This window comes from Chitinophaga chungangae, assembly GCF_017742215.1.
GTDB lineage: Bacteria > Bacteroidota > Bacteroidia > Chitinophagales > Chitinophagaceae > Chitinophaga > Chitinophaga chungangae.
In genome coordinates this window covers 504,608-518,204 of sequence record NZ_JAGHKP010000004.1, presented here as the reverse complement: position 1 = coordinate 518,204, position 13,597 = coordinate 504,608, and the positions used below count along the sequence as shown (strand labels likewise).

Here is a 13,597-nt window from a genome sequence, read left to right as displayed (position 1 = left end):
TACCGCACGCGGTTGGCGCTGGTAGGATTTTGACCGTAGCTGTTGTTTTTTGAATCGCCCTCCGGGCGCACCGTGCCCGTTATTCCACCACCAGCCAGGTATAACCCTGCGCCGGGATCGTTACTTTCACGCGCGCTTCGTATTGACGGTTGAGCGTGTACGATTTCGGCGCGCCTTCTTTTTCGCGGATGGCGGCGGTTTTGGTAAGGCCCGTGTAATACAGCGGCAGGGTTATTTCCCGTGTAACCGGTGCCGTGAGCGGGTTGTAGAGCATCGCAAGTCCTTTTTGTTTTCCTTTCGCATCGGTGTGAAGGATGCCGTCCCAGTCGCGGCCGTCTGCGCGGCGGAGGTGAATGATGTCTGCATTGAGGATGTTCCGGTATTTTTTATACCAGCTGATCACGCGGTGCACGAGGGCTTTGGTGATGTCTGTATCGTACAGCCTCGGGCCGCGGTAACACGCCTGTACGCCCGCGCCGTAATATTGCATCATCAGGTTCTCGTATGCATGCAGGTGATCTTTCAGCGGTTCCAGCGTGGCTTCCGCGCCGCCGCCGTGGTATTGCGTGAGCGGCACAAAACCCCAGCCCATGGCGGGCGTTTTTTCCCAGGTGCCGTCGTAGATGTTCTGGCGGTTCAGGATCATCTGCTGTTCGCGCGGCAGCGAGAAGTTCACTTCGCGGTAACCCAGCCCGATCTTGTGCGTGCCGTCGAGGAAGTACCAGTCCGGCGCATTGATGTACACGCCCATTTCATTCAGCTCGCGGTAGAATTTTTTCTGCTGCTCCATCTGCGTCCATTGCGAATCGTCGAGGCCTTTGTGGCCGGGATGCGTGGTGGATGCGCAAAGATCGCCGGGATAAGGCCCGTCGTTCTCGAATATGTCAAAGCCCGTCCGGCTGATAAAATATTTGATCTTCTGTACATACGCGATGCCCCATTTGCTGCCAAGACAAGGCGCATGGCCGCCGAACATCGCTCCGCCGGGCTTGCCGGTCTTCGGGTCTATCACATCGTCCTCATCGCTGATGCGCCGGCTGCTGAACAGCGAATAACCGCCCAGCATCACGTTTTTCGAATGCGCATAATCCGTCAGTTCCTTAAATTTCCGGATGTTCGCCGCGCTCGTGTCTTCCATGTTCAGCCTGCTGCCAAAACTGAGGATCACGCCTTCGTAACCGGTAGCGGCGCATTGGTCTATCACTTCACGAACACGTGCGGGTTCGGTGCTGATCAGGTGCATGAAGATGGGGTTCTCCGTGGTCCAGGGCGCAATGGTGCGGTACATGGCGCGCTGGGCGAGGCCGTTCCTGTCGCGGTCGTAGCTGTCCAGCAGCAACTCGTAGGTGCGGATGGAATTATAATTTTCTCCCGCGGCCAGGCTGATATTCACACCCCGGGCAGGATATACTTCCAGCAGGCAGGGCGTCGTGTAGTTGTAATTCACCTGCGAACGGTAAGTGCTGTCTGCCTTCCAGTGCGTCGTCTGATCGCTGAGATTGGCTTTCATGGCGTTGTTGAAAGCGTAATTGCTTTCGATGTAAATGCTGTGCGGCGTTGCCATTTGATTTACTTCGCCCACCACGGCGGATTCTTCTTCCGGCGTAGCCAGCATTTCGTTCACCACCTGGTTCACCTGCAAAGCCGCGCCGGCGCCGTTTTTGATGCTCAGCCACTTGCACACCAGCGGGATGCCGTCGTACAGTTCGTAATGTATGTCCACCTGCACGCCTTTTAACTCAGGCAGGCCGGAGGTGTATTTAAAGGTGATCATCCTGCCGGAAGGCTGCTGTTTATTGAGCGCCCAGCGTTTCGGTTTCCAATGCACATAAGCCGAAATGGGCGCTTCGGAATGACCGGCGTACTGGAAATCCGCCGCGTCGGTTTTCATCTGCGGCAGCCAGGCCGGCAGCAGGTACGCCTGCTGGATTTGACCATGCAGCCCGCCCACGTTGTAGGTTTTGCCGTTGAGTGTGATGCGTGCTTCAGGTTTTACCGCGCGTAACATCTGCTCGCCGCTGCTCAGGTTCCGGAAGTCTGTACAGGCCAGGTTCGGCTCCAGCACGAAGCTGCGGCTCAGCAGGCCGTTGGAGATCGTCACGGTTTTACCGTTTTCCTGTATGGCCGCCTTGTAGCCCGTGTTGTTCACCAGCCAGTCCTGCTGGGCGAAGCCCGAAGCGGCTGTCAGCATGCATCCTGCGAGGATTGCCAGCTTTTTTTGGATCATCATGTTTCTAAATTACTGTTTTTATGTAGACGTTCAGGTATAACAGGCAATGAAAGAAAGACGGCGATAGATGCATTCGAAAAAAGGATAAGGGCGCCGGCTGGCGGCGCCTTCTCAAAATGGATCGTTATGGTAACGGATCGAAGGTTCCGTCTTCCCAGCCCTGTGTTTGCAGGAGTTCCGGGTTATTCGATAAACGCGGATGTTGTCGATGAAAAAAAGCGGGTGGCGGTTTTTCCAGATATTGACCGGCAGGTCCGCGGCGATTTCTTCGGCCTGTTTGGATGATCTGACGATCATAAGTGCGAATTGTTTCAGCGGTTTGCAGAACCAGTGGAACAGGCGGCGGTACGACGGCTGGCAGCCGGCTCCCGCGATCTGGCGCAGGCACATGTCTAATTCTTCGCCGGTATACATAAAAGGCTCTTGCAACGTGGTTGTGTATGCCAAAATAAGGAAAGCATGCTGCTGGCGTGAATATTATTTGCGCGATTGGTGATCTGATTTTAACGCGTTCCATGCATTGGATTTAATGGCCGCGGAAATGATAAAGCGTAAAAAACGCGTTTGTTAATTCGCCTCCGGAGGCTGTTGGGTGGCTGCCCAGCGATTTGTTAAAGTCATTATTATTAACAACTGATTAACATAAAAGATATTTCTTTGCAGGTATCATTGCACCGATATTCTAACCCCGGAAATCCCGATAGCAGTGCACCTGCAAATCTAATAATCCAGTTTAGCCTGAGTAATCCGACCGCCTGCCCGATCCCGGGGCGGCGGTTTTTTATGATGATGAAATGTTGTGCTGCAATGGTTTATGACATTTCCGCCCACGTGTGCGGATGAACGTTGACCTTTCGCCGGAAGCAAAGCGCGTGGGCGGCGCAAAACTTGTCAATCCCCCGTTTGGGCTACCCTTTGGCTACCCATTCGGTTTGTTAATGACCGATCAAAATATGACACTTCTTTAACATGCCATTAACATCAATAAGCGTGATCACACTGTAATATTGAACCTAGATTTTTGCTCCAAGTTAACCATCAAAAAGGCAACCATATACCGAAATGGTTGCCTTTTTAACAAAGTTCCGGACTGAAAAAATAATGCAGTATGGAATGTTAACTTAGAAGTTCAGGGAATTACATTCACAACGTCAGCGTTAACCAAATATAAATACAGCGTATGTCAATTACCGTTACATTATCAGCAAGACACAGCAGTTAATTTTCCGGACACAGACTGACACATCTATTTTCCAATTTAGCTAAACCCCCAGTTGATCCAATGCCAAAGCGTTATTTTGAAAGACTACAGACAATCGACTACCTTATCCGCATCAAAGGCACCGGCAAGCCCGCGCAATTAGCGAAACGCCTGCGGATCTCCGAACGCACGCTTTATGAGTTCCTGAAGCTCATGAAAGATCTTGGAGCGCCTATCGAATACGACAGGTATAAGGAAAGCTATTATTACGGAGAAAAAGGCGGATTTAATATCAAATTCACCAGGTTGCTCGCCGGTTTAACCACCGCTGCCGCTACCTGAAACGCAACGTCACGCCTCCTGGAAAGCTTCGCCTGACCGGGCGCCGGGCACTCGCGTCCGCCGTTTAACAAACAATTAACTCCGCTATCTTCAGCAGTAAGCTATTTTGTTGCCCGTTACGCAGTATACAGGCAGCAGAATAGCTTTTTTATTTTATCCCAACCGGAAAATATTTTTATTCCCGCACATCCGTCGTTGCTGGCCCCAAAAGCATCACTGCTTTCACCATTTTATACTGCTGAGTATAAAACAAGACAGGTTCCTTTCCAGTTACCTGTACAATTTTCCTGTTTCTTTTCCCTCCCGCCGCAGGCGCCATTTTACCGGCGCCGCGCTCCACTTCGGGCCGCGCACGAACGCGTATTCATGCTCGTTGATGTACAGCTTCATCAGTTTCACTCCCCGGCCGTTCACCTGCCAGATGTAATTGTCCGCCATCTGGAACCAGGGCCTGCCCTGCACCGTGTCCGACGCATGATGCGGGGTAACCCGGATATGCAGCAAACTGTCTTCCACGGAAAAATCTTCCAGCGAAAAATACCATTCCTTCCTTCCGTCTTCTATCACCGCCGCCAGCACAAAATCGTTCCCGGACCGTATGGGAAAAGTACTCTCCGCGGAATTGCCCGTGGGATCGATACATTCGGCGATCTGCAGACTGTCCTGCAACACGTACAGATAAAAATCCCCGGGTAATGGCCCCGGCAGCCTGCCATTAAGCGCAGCCTGGCCGCAGGGCGTGTTCAATCGGTAACCTGTCACGATTTCATAAGCCGCCACATCGCGCATTTCCATTTTGGGTGCGCAGGCGGAAAAATATACAATACACGCGACCGGGATAAACCGGTGCATGGCGGGTTTGATAAAAGAGAAAAGGAAGCATTGAACGAAAGGGATCAACTGGCGCATCCCCGAATATAAGGGTTAATGCGTAACATTTCATTCACAAGCGGCCTGATAGTAAACCAACCGCCTCGCTAATGCGATTTTCGCTTTTTCAGGGCCTGCTTTCACTTGCTCTTTCGATTCTGATGAATTGCCGTTAAATTGAGAAACATGAACCACGTGCTACTAACGGCGGCAATATTGGCCGCCGGCCTCACCGCGTCCGCCCAGCGGCCAGACGCCACTTTGCGTTTTAACGAGCCCGCCGCCCATTACCAGGAAGCCCTGCCGCTCGGCAACGGGAAAATCGGCGCCCTGGTTACCGGCCACCCCGTAAGGGACAGGATCATGCTCAATGAGATCAGCGTTTGGTCTGGCGGCGTGCAGGATGCAGACAACGATACTGCTTACCGCATCTTGCCACGCATCCGTGAAAGCCTTCTGGCGGGAAAAAACAAGGAAGCCCAGCAGCTGCTGCAACAATATTTTATCTGCAAAGGCCAGGGCTCCGGTCATGGCAGCGGGGCCAACGTGCCTTTCGGCGCATTCCAGACGCTCGGCGATCTTACGCTGCAATGGAAAGACACTACCAGTCCCTGGACCGGCTACCTCCGCACCCTCAACCTCGAAAACGCCGTGGCGCGCGCCGTTTGGCAAAGAAATGGCTCCACCTACACCCAGGAAACAATCATCAGCATTCCCGATAATATCCTGGCAATCAGGATCAGGAGCAGCCGCAAAGGCGGCATTTCCTTCACCGCCGCGCTCAGCCGGAAAGAACATGCCACCGTTCGGGCAAATAACGGCCTGCTGGAAATGACCGGTCAGCTTCCAAACGGCGATCAGCCCGGGTTAAAATTCGCGGGCGTGCTGCAAATAAAGACCACCGGCGGCAAACAAACCACCGGCGACGGCGTGATCACTGTTGACAATGCGGACGAATGCCTGCTGCTTTTCAGCGCCGCCACCGATTATAACATGAACGACTATACGCAGCGTCTGGAAGACCCGCTGCCCCGCGTGCTGCAAACGGTGAAACGTTTATCCGGCCGCACTTACGCGCAGCTGTACGCATCGCAGCAGAACGGTTACCAGCCGCTGTTCAACCGTTCGCGTTTCCGCCTCAGCGCCACCGCTCCGGGCACAGATACGGCTTCCACGCCGGGGCGCCTGGCACGTTATTATGCCGGCGAGCCGGACCCGCAGCTGCCCGTGCTGTATTACAATTTCGGCCGTTACCTGCTCATCGGCTCTTCCAGACCAGGCAACCTGCCGGCCAACCTGCAGGGGCTTTGGGCGCCGGAATATCAAACGCCCTGGAACGGCGACTACCACATCAACATCAACCTGCAAATGAACTACTGGCTGGCGCCCATTACCGGCCTGCAGGACCTTTCAGAGCCATTGCACCATTACATCCGCAACCTCGTAACACCCGGCTCCCGCACCGCAAAGGCGTACTACAACGCGCCCGGCTGGGTAGCCCATGTTATCACCAACCCATGGGGTTTCACGTCTCCCGGCGAAGGGGCGGACTGGGGCTCCACGCTCACCGGCGGCGCATGGCTCTGCGAGCATTTGTGGGAACATTTCCGTTTTACGCGCGACACGGCGTTCCTGCGCGAGTATTACCCCGTTCTGAAAGGCTCCGCCGAGTTCCTGAAAGCGATCCTGATCGAAGAGCCGGAGCATGGCTGGCTGGTGACGGCGCCTTCCAATTCGCCCGAGCACAGCTTTATTATGCCGGACGGCACGCGCGCCAGCACTGCGCTGGGGCCAACCATCGACATGCAGATCTGCCGCGAGCTGTTCGGCGCCTGCATCGAAGCGGCGCGCATCCTGGATGCGGACGCGGAATGGAGCCGGGAACTGGCGGCCGTTCGCGGCAGGCTGGCGCCTAACCGCATCGGCGAAAACGGCGACCTGAACGAGTGGCTGCACGACTGGAAAGACGGCGAACCGAAACACCGTCACGTTTCCCACGCCTACGGCCTTCACCCTTACGACGAGATCACGCCCTGGAGCACGCCCGAACTGAGCGCCGCCATCCGCGAAACCCTGCGCCAGCGCGGCGACGACGGTACCGGCTGGTCATTGGCATGGAAAATAAACTTTTGGGCGCGCCTCGGCGACGGCGATCATGCCCTTACGCTGATCCATAAACTGCTGCGCCCCGTACCGCCTCAAAATCCCCGTGGCGGCGGTTCTTACCCCAACCTGTTCTGCGCCCACCCGCCATTCCAGATAGACGGCAACTTTGGCGGCACGGCTGGTATCGCCGAAATGCTGCTGCAAAGCCATGGCGACACCTCCGTGATCAGGCTGTTGCCCGCGTTGCCGGGCGACGCGGGATGGCAGAAAGGAACGGTGAAAGGATTGCATGCGCGCGGCGCTTTCGTGGTGGATATGAACTGGGACAAAGGCAAGATCACGCAAGCGGCTATTCTTTCGCAGAAAGGCGGCGTTTGCCGCGTGCTGCTACCTGCGGGGAAATCCGTTGCCGGCGGGAAGGGCGCAGTGGTGGCCAAACCGGCGAACGAAACACGCATCGTGGAGTTTGAGACGGTGAAAGGCGCGAAATACACCATACAATAAGCTGAGAACGATACAAGCAAAGGGCTGTCTTCTAAAGGGCAGCCCTTTTTTCTTCCCCCCGAATCTTCCACCCGCCGCCTCTTTCTTCCGTTCATTCAATTTCCGCGCTTTTGTTCGGGCCGAACTTATAGATTTGTTGCCATGAAGATCAGGTACAGATACTGGGCATGCCAATTAGGAGGCTGGAGCTTTTTCACCTACCTCTGGCACAACATCCGGGCGGGCGAAGGTTTCGCCTGGCGGCTGGACGTGTTTGGCGACAAGGATTTTTACAGCGCCTTTCTCATCGGCATTTTTTCCACCCACCTGCTGTACCTGTACCTGCGCAAACAACAGGTTGAACGGTACCGGCTGGGCGCGGTGTTCCTGAAAGTATGGGGAGCGGTAAGCCTTACGGCATTATTGATACAGCTGCTCATTACCGGCCTTACGATCATCGAGGAAGGCGGATGGAGCAGTTTTTTTTCATCCATTTACAAGTCGATGGACGAAAATCAGTTTCACGGCGTAGCGGCGAACATTGTCCTGGGCGGCATTTTTCTCGCCATGTGGTGCATCTGGCACCTGGTGGTGTGGGGCTGGGTGATCGTGTATTTCAGTTTGCTGCAGGGCCGTTTCCGGCGCATCGAGCTGGAAAATGCGAACCGGCTTAAACAGGCGGAGCTGGACAATCTCAAAACGAAGCTCAACCCGCATTTTTTGTTCAACGCGCTCAGCAGCATCCGCAGCCTGATCGCTGAAAACCCGGAACGGGCGCAGCAGGCCGTGGGCGAGCTGGCCGAAGTGCTGCGCAGCGCCATGCTTTCGGAACATCAGCAGCTCATCCCTTTCGGGAAGGAACTGGAGGTAGTGCAGCATTATCTCGCCATCGAAAAGATCCGGTTCGAAGAACGGCTGCGCGTGCATTATACGATCGACCCGCAGATCCACCAGCAGACCATGCCGCCGATGCTGCTGCAAACGCTGGTGGAAAACGCCATCAAACACGGCATTTCAAAACTCTCCGCGGGCGGCGACATCAGCATCAGCGCGGCGCTGGAAGACAGGATGCTGGTGCTGCGCGTGGAAAACACCGGGCAGGTGGCGGAAACCGTTACCCAAACAGGATTTGGTATACAAGGCACCATCAAAAGGCTGACGCTGCTATACGGCAACAAAGCAAATTTCACCATTCACAATACCGCGCGGCAAACCGTTTGCGCGACCGTAAAATTTCCCGCCGCATGATTGAAGCAATGATCGTAGACGATGAAAGACTGGCGCGGAAAGATCTTCGCGCCGTGCTGGAAAAATTCCCGCAGGTAAAAGTGACCGGCGAAGCGGCGAACGTGGCCGAAGCGCTGGAGCTGCTCGAAAAGCTGCGCCCGCAGGTGATCTTCCTAGACGTGGAAATGCCGGAAGCCAATGGGTTTGCGTTGCTGGAACAGCTGGAAACCGTTCCCCACGTGATCTTCACCACGGCGTACGATGCTTACGCCATCAGGGCTTTCGAAGTGAACGCGCTGGATTATTTGTTGAAACCGGTTACGGAAAAACGGTTGGCTGAAAGTCTTGACCGGCTGGAAACCGCCACAGTTACCGCTTCTCCATCCGCCTACCTGAACACCAGTGAAAAAATATTCGTAAAAGACGGCGAGCGCTGCTGGTTCGTTCCTTTATCGGACGTGCGCCTGCTGGAAGCGGCAGGCAATTATATCCGGCTGTACTTCGGCAAACATGCGCCCCTGCTGGCACGCAGCCTTCAGTCGCTCGAGCCGCGCCTCGATCCGAAACACTTTTTCCGCGCCAGCCGTAAACACATCGTCAATCTCGATCACGTGGAGCAGGTCAGCGTACTGGACAATTCCCTGCTGGAACTGCAACTGGCCGACGGCACGCACATCCCCCTGTCCCGCCGCCAATCGATCCTTTTCCGCGAGCTGCGCGGCATCTGACCATTTTTTCTTATTTAAACCACTACTCATGAAACGACACTTCCTGCCGTTGACGGCATTGCTTTGCCTGTTATTTTCCACATCCATCGCGCAACAAACTGCGCCTGTTCATGCTGTTACCGGCCTTTCCGGCGCACCGGCGGCTTCCGCTTCAAACGCAAAACCAGCCCGTGTTTCACGTCACTTCATCCCTTTAACCACCACCACGCCTGGCGATACTTTCGAAGACCTGGCGCCTTTGAAAGCCGGTCTTGCCAACGTACACATTCTCGGTGCGGGCGAAGGCACGCACGGCACGCACGAATTCTTTGATTTCAAACACCGCCTTTTCCGTTTTCTCGTGGAGGAAATGGGTTATACCGTGTTTGCGATCGAAGACGGCGGTTACGGCGCGGCGCTCATACAACAATACATCACCACCGGCGAAGGCGATCCTAAAGCCATCCTGCAAAAAGAATTTCACGACGTATTCCAGGTACAGGAACTGCTCGGCCTCATCGAGTGGATGCGCGGCTACAACGCAGCACACGGCAACCGGCTTACCTTCGCGGGCTTCGACTGCCAGCAGCTGGACGCATTCGTGAGAGGCATCCGCGAAACCACCGACCGGTACGGCTTTGACGGTTTTCTTCCGCTGACGGGATATACCGCGCCGGAAAATGATACCGCCTGGCAGGCTTACTTCGAAACACGAACAATCGCCGACAGCATCGTAGCCAATATGCCCGCAAAACCGGCCAATATCCCTGAAAAGGAATGGGAACAGGCCGTTTGGTACCTGCATAACGTGCACGCGGGGCTGCGCCAGTTCACTGCTACCGAAAACTGGCTGCGGGCCATCAATATCCGCGATTCCATGATGGCGGTAAATGTGGAGCGGATCGCAACGATGCACCCGGGGGAAAAGATCATGCTGTGGGCGCATAACGGGCACGTCGGCAAATGGCACGGCGCCATGAAAAAATATCAAACGCTCGGCGGGCATCTGAAAAAATATTACGGAGACCGTTATCAAAATCTTGGTTTTACCACCGGCAGCGGCCTGTATCGCGCGAGGTCGGAAAAAGACAACGTGATGCGGTCAGACCATCCACTTGTTGCACCCGTACCCGGCAGCATTGAATTACGGCTGCATCAGACAGGATTGCCGCTGCTGTGTTTCTCCACCCATCACCTGCCGCTGAAAGGAAAATTGCGCATGATCGGCTCCATTGCCGCCACGCAGCAGTTCATCACCAAACGGCTGAAGCTGAACGGTCTTTTCGACTGGATGGTCTACGCAGACCAAACCAGCGCCGCGCGGGGCCTTTGACCGTGTTTTCAAAAAGAAAGGAATTATTGTACTTTACTGTAATGAAACACACGCTGCTGTTCCTTTTCCTTTTTGCCGCCGGCACCCTGCACGCGCAGGACACAAAAAGCCCGCTGCCTTTCCTCGATTCGGTGACCGATTTTCATGGTTTCAGGTGTTACGAAGGCCGTTTTGAAGGCCGCAAAGCCTGTGTGGTAGTGCCTAACGGCCCAACCGCGGAAGGAAAGCCATGGGTGTGGCGCACAAGGTTCTGGGGGCATGAACCGCAGTCGGACAGCGCGCTGCTTGCCCGCGGTTACCATGTGGCGTATTGCGATGTGGCGGAAATGTTCGCCAACGACACGGCGCTCGGCATCTGGGACCGGTTTTACCAACAATTGCAAAAGGCGGGTTTTCACCGGAAAGCAGCCATGTTCGGCATGAGCCGCGGCGGTTTTTACGCCTACCGCTGGGCCGTGCGTTACCCCGAGCGCGTAGCCTGCGTATATGCGGACGCGCCCGTGCTGGACATCCGGAGCTGGCCGCTGGGCGAAGGCAAAGGCCCGGGAAGCGCGGAGGTTTGGGAAACATTTAAAAAGGATTTCGGTTATACGTCCGAGGAAGAAGCCCGCGCTTTTAAAGGCAATCCGCTGGACCTGGTGACCGAGATCGTGAAAGGCGGCTACCCGATGCTGCACATCTGCGGCGATGCGGACGAAGCTGTGCCCATCGGTGAAAACACCGACCTGTTCGAGAAAAAGGTGCTGGCGGCGGGCGGGAAAATACAGGTGATCCGCAAACCGGGCGTAAAACACCATCCCCATAGCCTGAAAGACCCGGCCGTAATAGTGACTTTCGTCATGTCTGCCTACAAGTAAGGCCTCATGTGTTATCTTTGCCTTTAACGCAAAAACACGACATGTTTCACTTCGGCCAGCGGCAAACGCTCGTAATTTCCATCTTCATCATGCTGGTTACAGCATGCCTGCTGGTGTGGCGGCCCGATTACAACTTTTTCGACGGCGGCCTCATCACGGCCATCCTGCTGACCATTTTCATCAAAAAAGACGCGCCTACCCGTTTTATGGGCATCGCCTGCACCATACTGGTGGTGGTGATCGCGTGCCTGCCGCATAAAAACCCCAACCTTTCGGAAGTATTCATCGAGCACTTCTTTTCGCTCATCCTCGTGATCAGCTCCACCCTGCTGGTATTGTTCCTCAAACGGCTGTACCGCACCATGCAGGAGCTGAACCAGGCGCTGGAAAAGGAAGTGGAGAAAAGGACCGCCAATCTCGAGCTGGCCCTTTCGCATCTTGCTTCCTCGCAGGCCGAACTGAAAGAAGCCCTCGAAAAAGAAAAGGAACTGAGCGAGATCAAATCCCGCTTCGTATCCATGGCCTCCCACGAGTTCAGAACACCGCTGAGCGCTATTCTTTCCAGCGCCGCGCTGATCGGCAAATACCCTTCGTCAGACGATCAGCCGCGCCGCGAAAAACACGTGCAAAAGATCCGCGATTCCGTGATACACCTGAACGAATTGCTGGAAGACTTCCTTTCGCTCGGCCGCATCGAAGAAGGAAAGATACATGTGCACCCGGAAAATATTTCGATGTACAACTTTTCCCACGAAACCGCCGAAGAAGTGCAGGGCCTGCTCAAACCCGGGCAGGTACTGGATGCAGACGTACAGGCAGACCTCAATGTGGTATCCGATAAAAGATTGCTGAAACATATTTTTGTGAACCTGCTCACCAACGCGTCCAAGTTTTCCCCCGCGGGAACGGCCATTCACTGGAAGCTGTGGGAAGAAAACGGGCAGATACACGCCATTGTGCAGGACCACGGCATGGGCATCCCGGAAGAAGACAAAGCGTACCTTTTCAGCAGTTTTTTCCGCGGCCGCAACGTGACCAACATACAGGGCACGGGGCTCGGGCTGCACATCGTGAAACGGTATGTGGACATGCTTCACGGGCACATCAGCGTTGAAAGCGAATTAAACAAAGGCACGAAGATCATTATCAACTTTCCAAATCAACAGACCATATGACAGCCACTATCCTGGTAGTAGACGACCATCCCGGCATCCGCGAGAACGTTGCGGAAATACTCACGCTGGCCGGATACAACGCACTGGAAGCGGAAAACGGCAAACAGGCGGTTGAAATGGCGCGCGAACAGCGGCCCGACCTGATCGTGTGCGACATCATGATGCCCGAGCTGGACGGTTACGGCGTATTGCACATGCTTCGCAAGTATCCCGAAACCGAGCATATCCCTTTTATTTTCGTGACCGCCAAAACGGACCGCAGCGATTTCAGGAAAGGCATGGAAATGGGCGCGGACGACTACATCACCAAACCGTTCGAAGACGTGGAGCTGCTTACCGCCGTTGAAACGCGGCTGAAAAAACAACAGTTCCTCGCGGAAAAATTCGCGGCGGCGCGCACACAGTCCATCGGCAGCTTGTTGCAGGACTGGCAGGCCTCCGGCCTTCTCAACCTCAACCTGGATGCTTACGATGTGCTGCAGTTCTCCAAAAAACAACCGGTTTACCGCGAAGGCAAACATCCGCAGTTCCTGTATTACGTAAAGAGCGGAAAAGTGAAAGCTTACCGTATGAACGACGACGGGAAAGAATATATCACCAACCTTTTCGGGGCGGGCGATTATTTCGGGTATGTGTCGCTGCTGGAAGACCATCCTTACGACGAAAACGCGGAAGCGCTCGACAATACCGAGCTGGTGCAGATCCCCAAGGAAGTGTTCCTGGAGCAATTGCTCAACGACATCAGCGTGGCGCGCACTTTCATCAAACGCATTGCGATGGAAGTGAAAGAAAAAGAAGACCGGCTGCTGCAGCTGGCGTACGATTCGCTGCGCAAACGCGTGGCCAACGGCCTGCTCGCCATCCACGACAAACTGCACCTGGAACAGCAGCCCGATGCATTGATCGAGCTTTCACGGGATGATATTGCGCGGTTTGTGGGCACTGCCACGGAATCGCTGATCCGTACGCTGAGCGATTTTAAATCCGAAAAACTGATCGAAATGCAGGGCACGCGCATCAGGATCGTGCAGCCGGACCTGTTGCGGAAGTTGTTGTATTGATGAAT

11 protein-coding genes are annotated in these 13,597 nt (G+C 54.9%); 8 read left to right on the top strand and 3 right to left on the bottom strand.

Going from position 1 to position 13,597, the window contains the following annotated elements:
• Positions 1 to 79: 79 nt before the first annotated feature.
• Together J7I43_RS21715 and J7I43_RS21710 are read right to left on the bottom strand one after the other, a co-directional pair.
• Positions 80 to 2,230: a hypothetical protein gene (locus tag J7I43_RS21715; RefSeq protein ID WP_209147973.1), complete on the bottom strand. Its 2,151-nt coding sequence runs from the start codon at positions 2,228 to 2,230 to the stop codon at positions 80 to 82.
• 111 nt (positions 2,231 to 2,341) lie between these two features.
• Complete coding sequence (locus J7I43_RS21710) at positions 2,342 to 2,659, bottom strand: sigma-70 family RNA polymerase sigma factor (RefSeq protein WP_209147972.1); 318 nt, start codon at positions 2,657 to 2,659, stop codon at positions 2,342 to 2,344.
• Between the two features lie 853 nt (positions 2,660 to 3,512).
• Between J7I43_RS21710 and J7I43_RS21705 the strand changes: the two genes are divergently transcribed.
• Positions 3,513 to 3,773, top strand: a complete 261-nt coding sequence (locus tag J7I43_RS21705) for an HTH domain-containing protein (RefSeq protein WP_209147971.1) — start codon at positions 3,513 to 3,515, stop codon at positions 3,771 to 3,773.
• A gap of 270 nt (positions 3,774 to 4,043) precedes the next feature.
• On the opposite strand, the gene J7I43_RS21700 is transcribed toward J7I43_RS21705, so the two are convergent.
• Positions 4,044 to 4,682: a hypothetical protein gene (locus J7I43_RS21700; RefSeq protein WP_209147970.1), complete on the bottom strand. Its 639-nt coding sequence runs from the start codon at positions 4,680 to 4,682 to the stop codon at positions 4,044 to 4,046.
• A 147-nt stretch (positions 4,683 to 4,829) separates the two neighbouring features.
• Here J7I43_RS21700 and J7I43_RS21695 point away from each other — a divergent pair, with 147 nt between their 5' ends.
• From J7I43_RS21695 to J7I43_RS21665, 7 genes are all read left to right on the top strand, one after another.
• Entirely contained in the window at positions 4,830 to 7,253 is a 2,424-nt protein-coding gene (locus tag J7I43_RS21695; protein ID WP_209147969.1) for a glycoside hydrolase family 95 protein, read from the top strand.
• 141 nt (positions 7,254 to 7,394) lie between these two features.
• Positions 7,395 to 8,480: a sensor histidine kinase gene (locus tag J7I43_RS21690; protein ID WP_209147968.1), complete on the top strand. Its 1,086-nt coding sequence runs from the start codon at positions 7,395 to 7,397 to the stop codon at positions 8,478 to 8,480.
• The gene (locus J7I43_RS21685; protein ID WP_209147967.1) at positions 8,477 to 9,187 is read left to right on the top strand and encodes a LytR/AlgR family response regulator transcription factor; all 711 of its coding nucleotides are present in this window, start codon (positions 8,477 to 8,479) and stop codon (positions 9,185 to 9,187) included. Before J7I43_RS21690 ends, J7I43_RS21685 begins: the two co-directional genes overlap by 4 nt.
• 28 nt (positions 9,188 to 9,215) lie before the next feature.
• A complete protein-coding gene (locus tag J7I43_RS21680) occupies positions 9,216 to 10,499 on the top strand; it encodes an erythromycin esterase family protein (protein ID WP_209147966.1) in 1,284 nt (427 codons plus the stop codon).
• Between the two features lie 41 nt (positions 10,500 to 10,540).
• Entirely contained in the window at positions 10,541 to 11,356 is an 816-nt protein-coding gene (locus tag J7I43_RS21675; RefSeq protein WP_209147965.1) for an alpha/beta hydrolase family protein, read from the top strand.
• A gap of 41 nt (positions 11,357 to 11,397) precedes the next feature.
• Positions 11,398 to 12,531 carry a sensor histidine kinase gene (locus tag J7I43_RS21670; RefSeq protein ID WP_209147964.1) on the top strand — a complete coding sequence of 378 codons (1,134 nt, stop codon included), beginning with the start codon at positions 11,398 to 11,400 and terminating at the stop codon, positions 12,529 to 12,531.
• Positions 12,528 to 13,592: a response regulator gene (locus tag J7I43_RS21665; protein ID WP_209147963.1), complete on the top strand. Its 1,065-nt coding sequence runs from the start codon at positions 12,528 to 12,530 to the stop codon at positions 13,590 to 13,592. The genes J7I43_RS21670 and J7I43_RS21665 overlap by 4 nt, the downstream gene beginning before the upstream one ends.
• The last annotated feature ends 5 nt before the right edge of the window (positions 13,593 to 13,597 follow it).

What these genes read in the sequence shown, in the direction of transcription:
- J7I43_RS21685 (WP_209147967.1), top strand. Translation starts at nt 8,477, where the DNA reads ATGATTGAAGCAATGATCGTAGACGATGAAAGACTGGCGCGGAAAGAT.
- J7I43_RS21675 (WP_209147965.1), top strand. Translation starts at nt 10,541, where the DNA reads ATGAAACACACGCTGCTGTTCCTTTTCCTTTTTGCCGCCGGCACCCTG.
- J7I43_RS21715 (WP_209147973.1), bottom strand. Translation starts at nt 2,230, where the DNA reads ATGATGATCCAAAAAAAGCTGGCAATCCTCGCAGGATGCATGCTGACA.
- J7I43_RS21705 (WP_209147971.1), top strand. Translation starts at nt 3,513, where the DNA reads ATGCCAAAGCGTTATTTTGAAAGACTACAGACAATCGACTACCTTATC.
- J7I43_RS21680 (WP_209147966.1), top strand. Translation starts at nt 9,216, where the DNA reads ATGAAACGACACTTCCTGCCGTTGACGGCATTGCTTTGCCTGTTATTT.
- J7I43_RS21700 (WP_209147970.1), bottom strand. Translation starts at nt 4,682, where the DNA reads ATGCGCCAGTTGATCCCTTTCGTTCAATGCTTCCTTTTCTCTTTTATC.
- J7I43_RS21690 (WP_209147968.1), top strand. Translation starts at nt 7,395, where the DNA reads ATGAAGATCAGGTACAGATACTGGGCATGCCAATTAGGAGGCTGGAGC.
- J7I43_RS21695 (WP_209147969.1), top strand. Translation starts at nt 4,830, where the DNA reads ATGAACCACGTGCTACTAACGGCGGCAATATTGGCCGCCGGCCTCACC.
- J7I43_RS21665 (WP_209147963.1), top strand. Translation starts at nt 12,528, where the DNA reads ATGACAGCCACTATCCTGGTAGTAGACGACCATCCCGGCATCCGCGAG.
- J7I43_RS21670 (WP_209147964.1), top strand. Translation starts at nt 11,398, where the DNA reads ATGTTTCACTTCGGCCAGCGGCAAACGCTCGTAATTTCCATCTTCATC.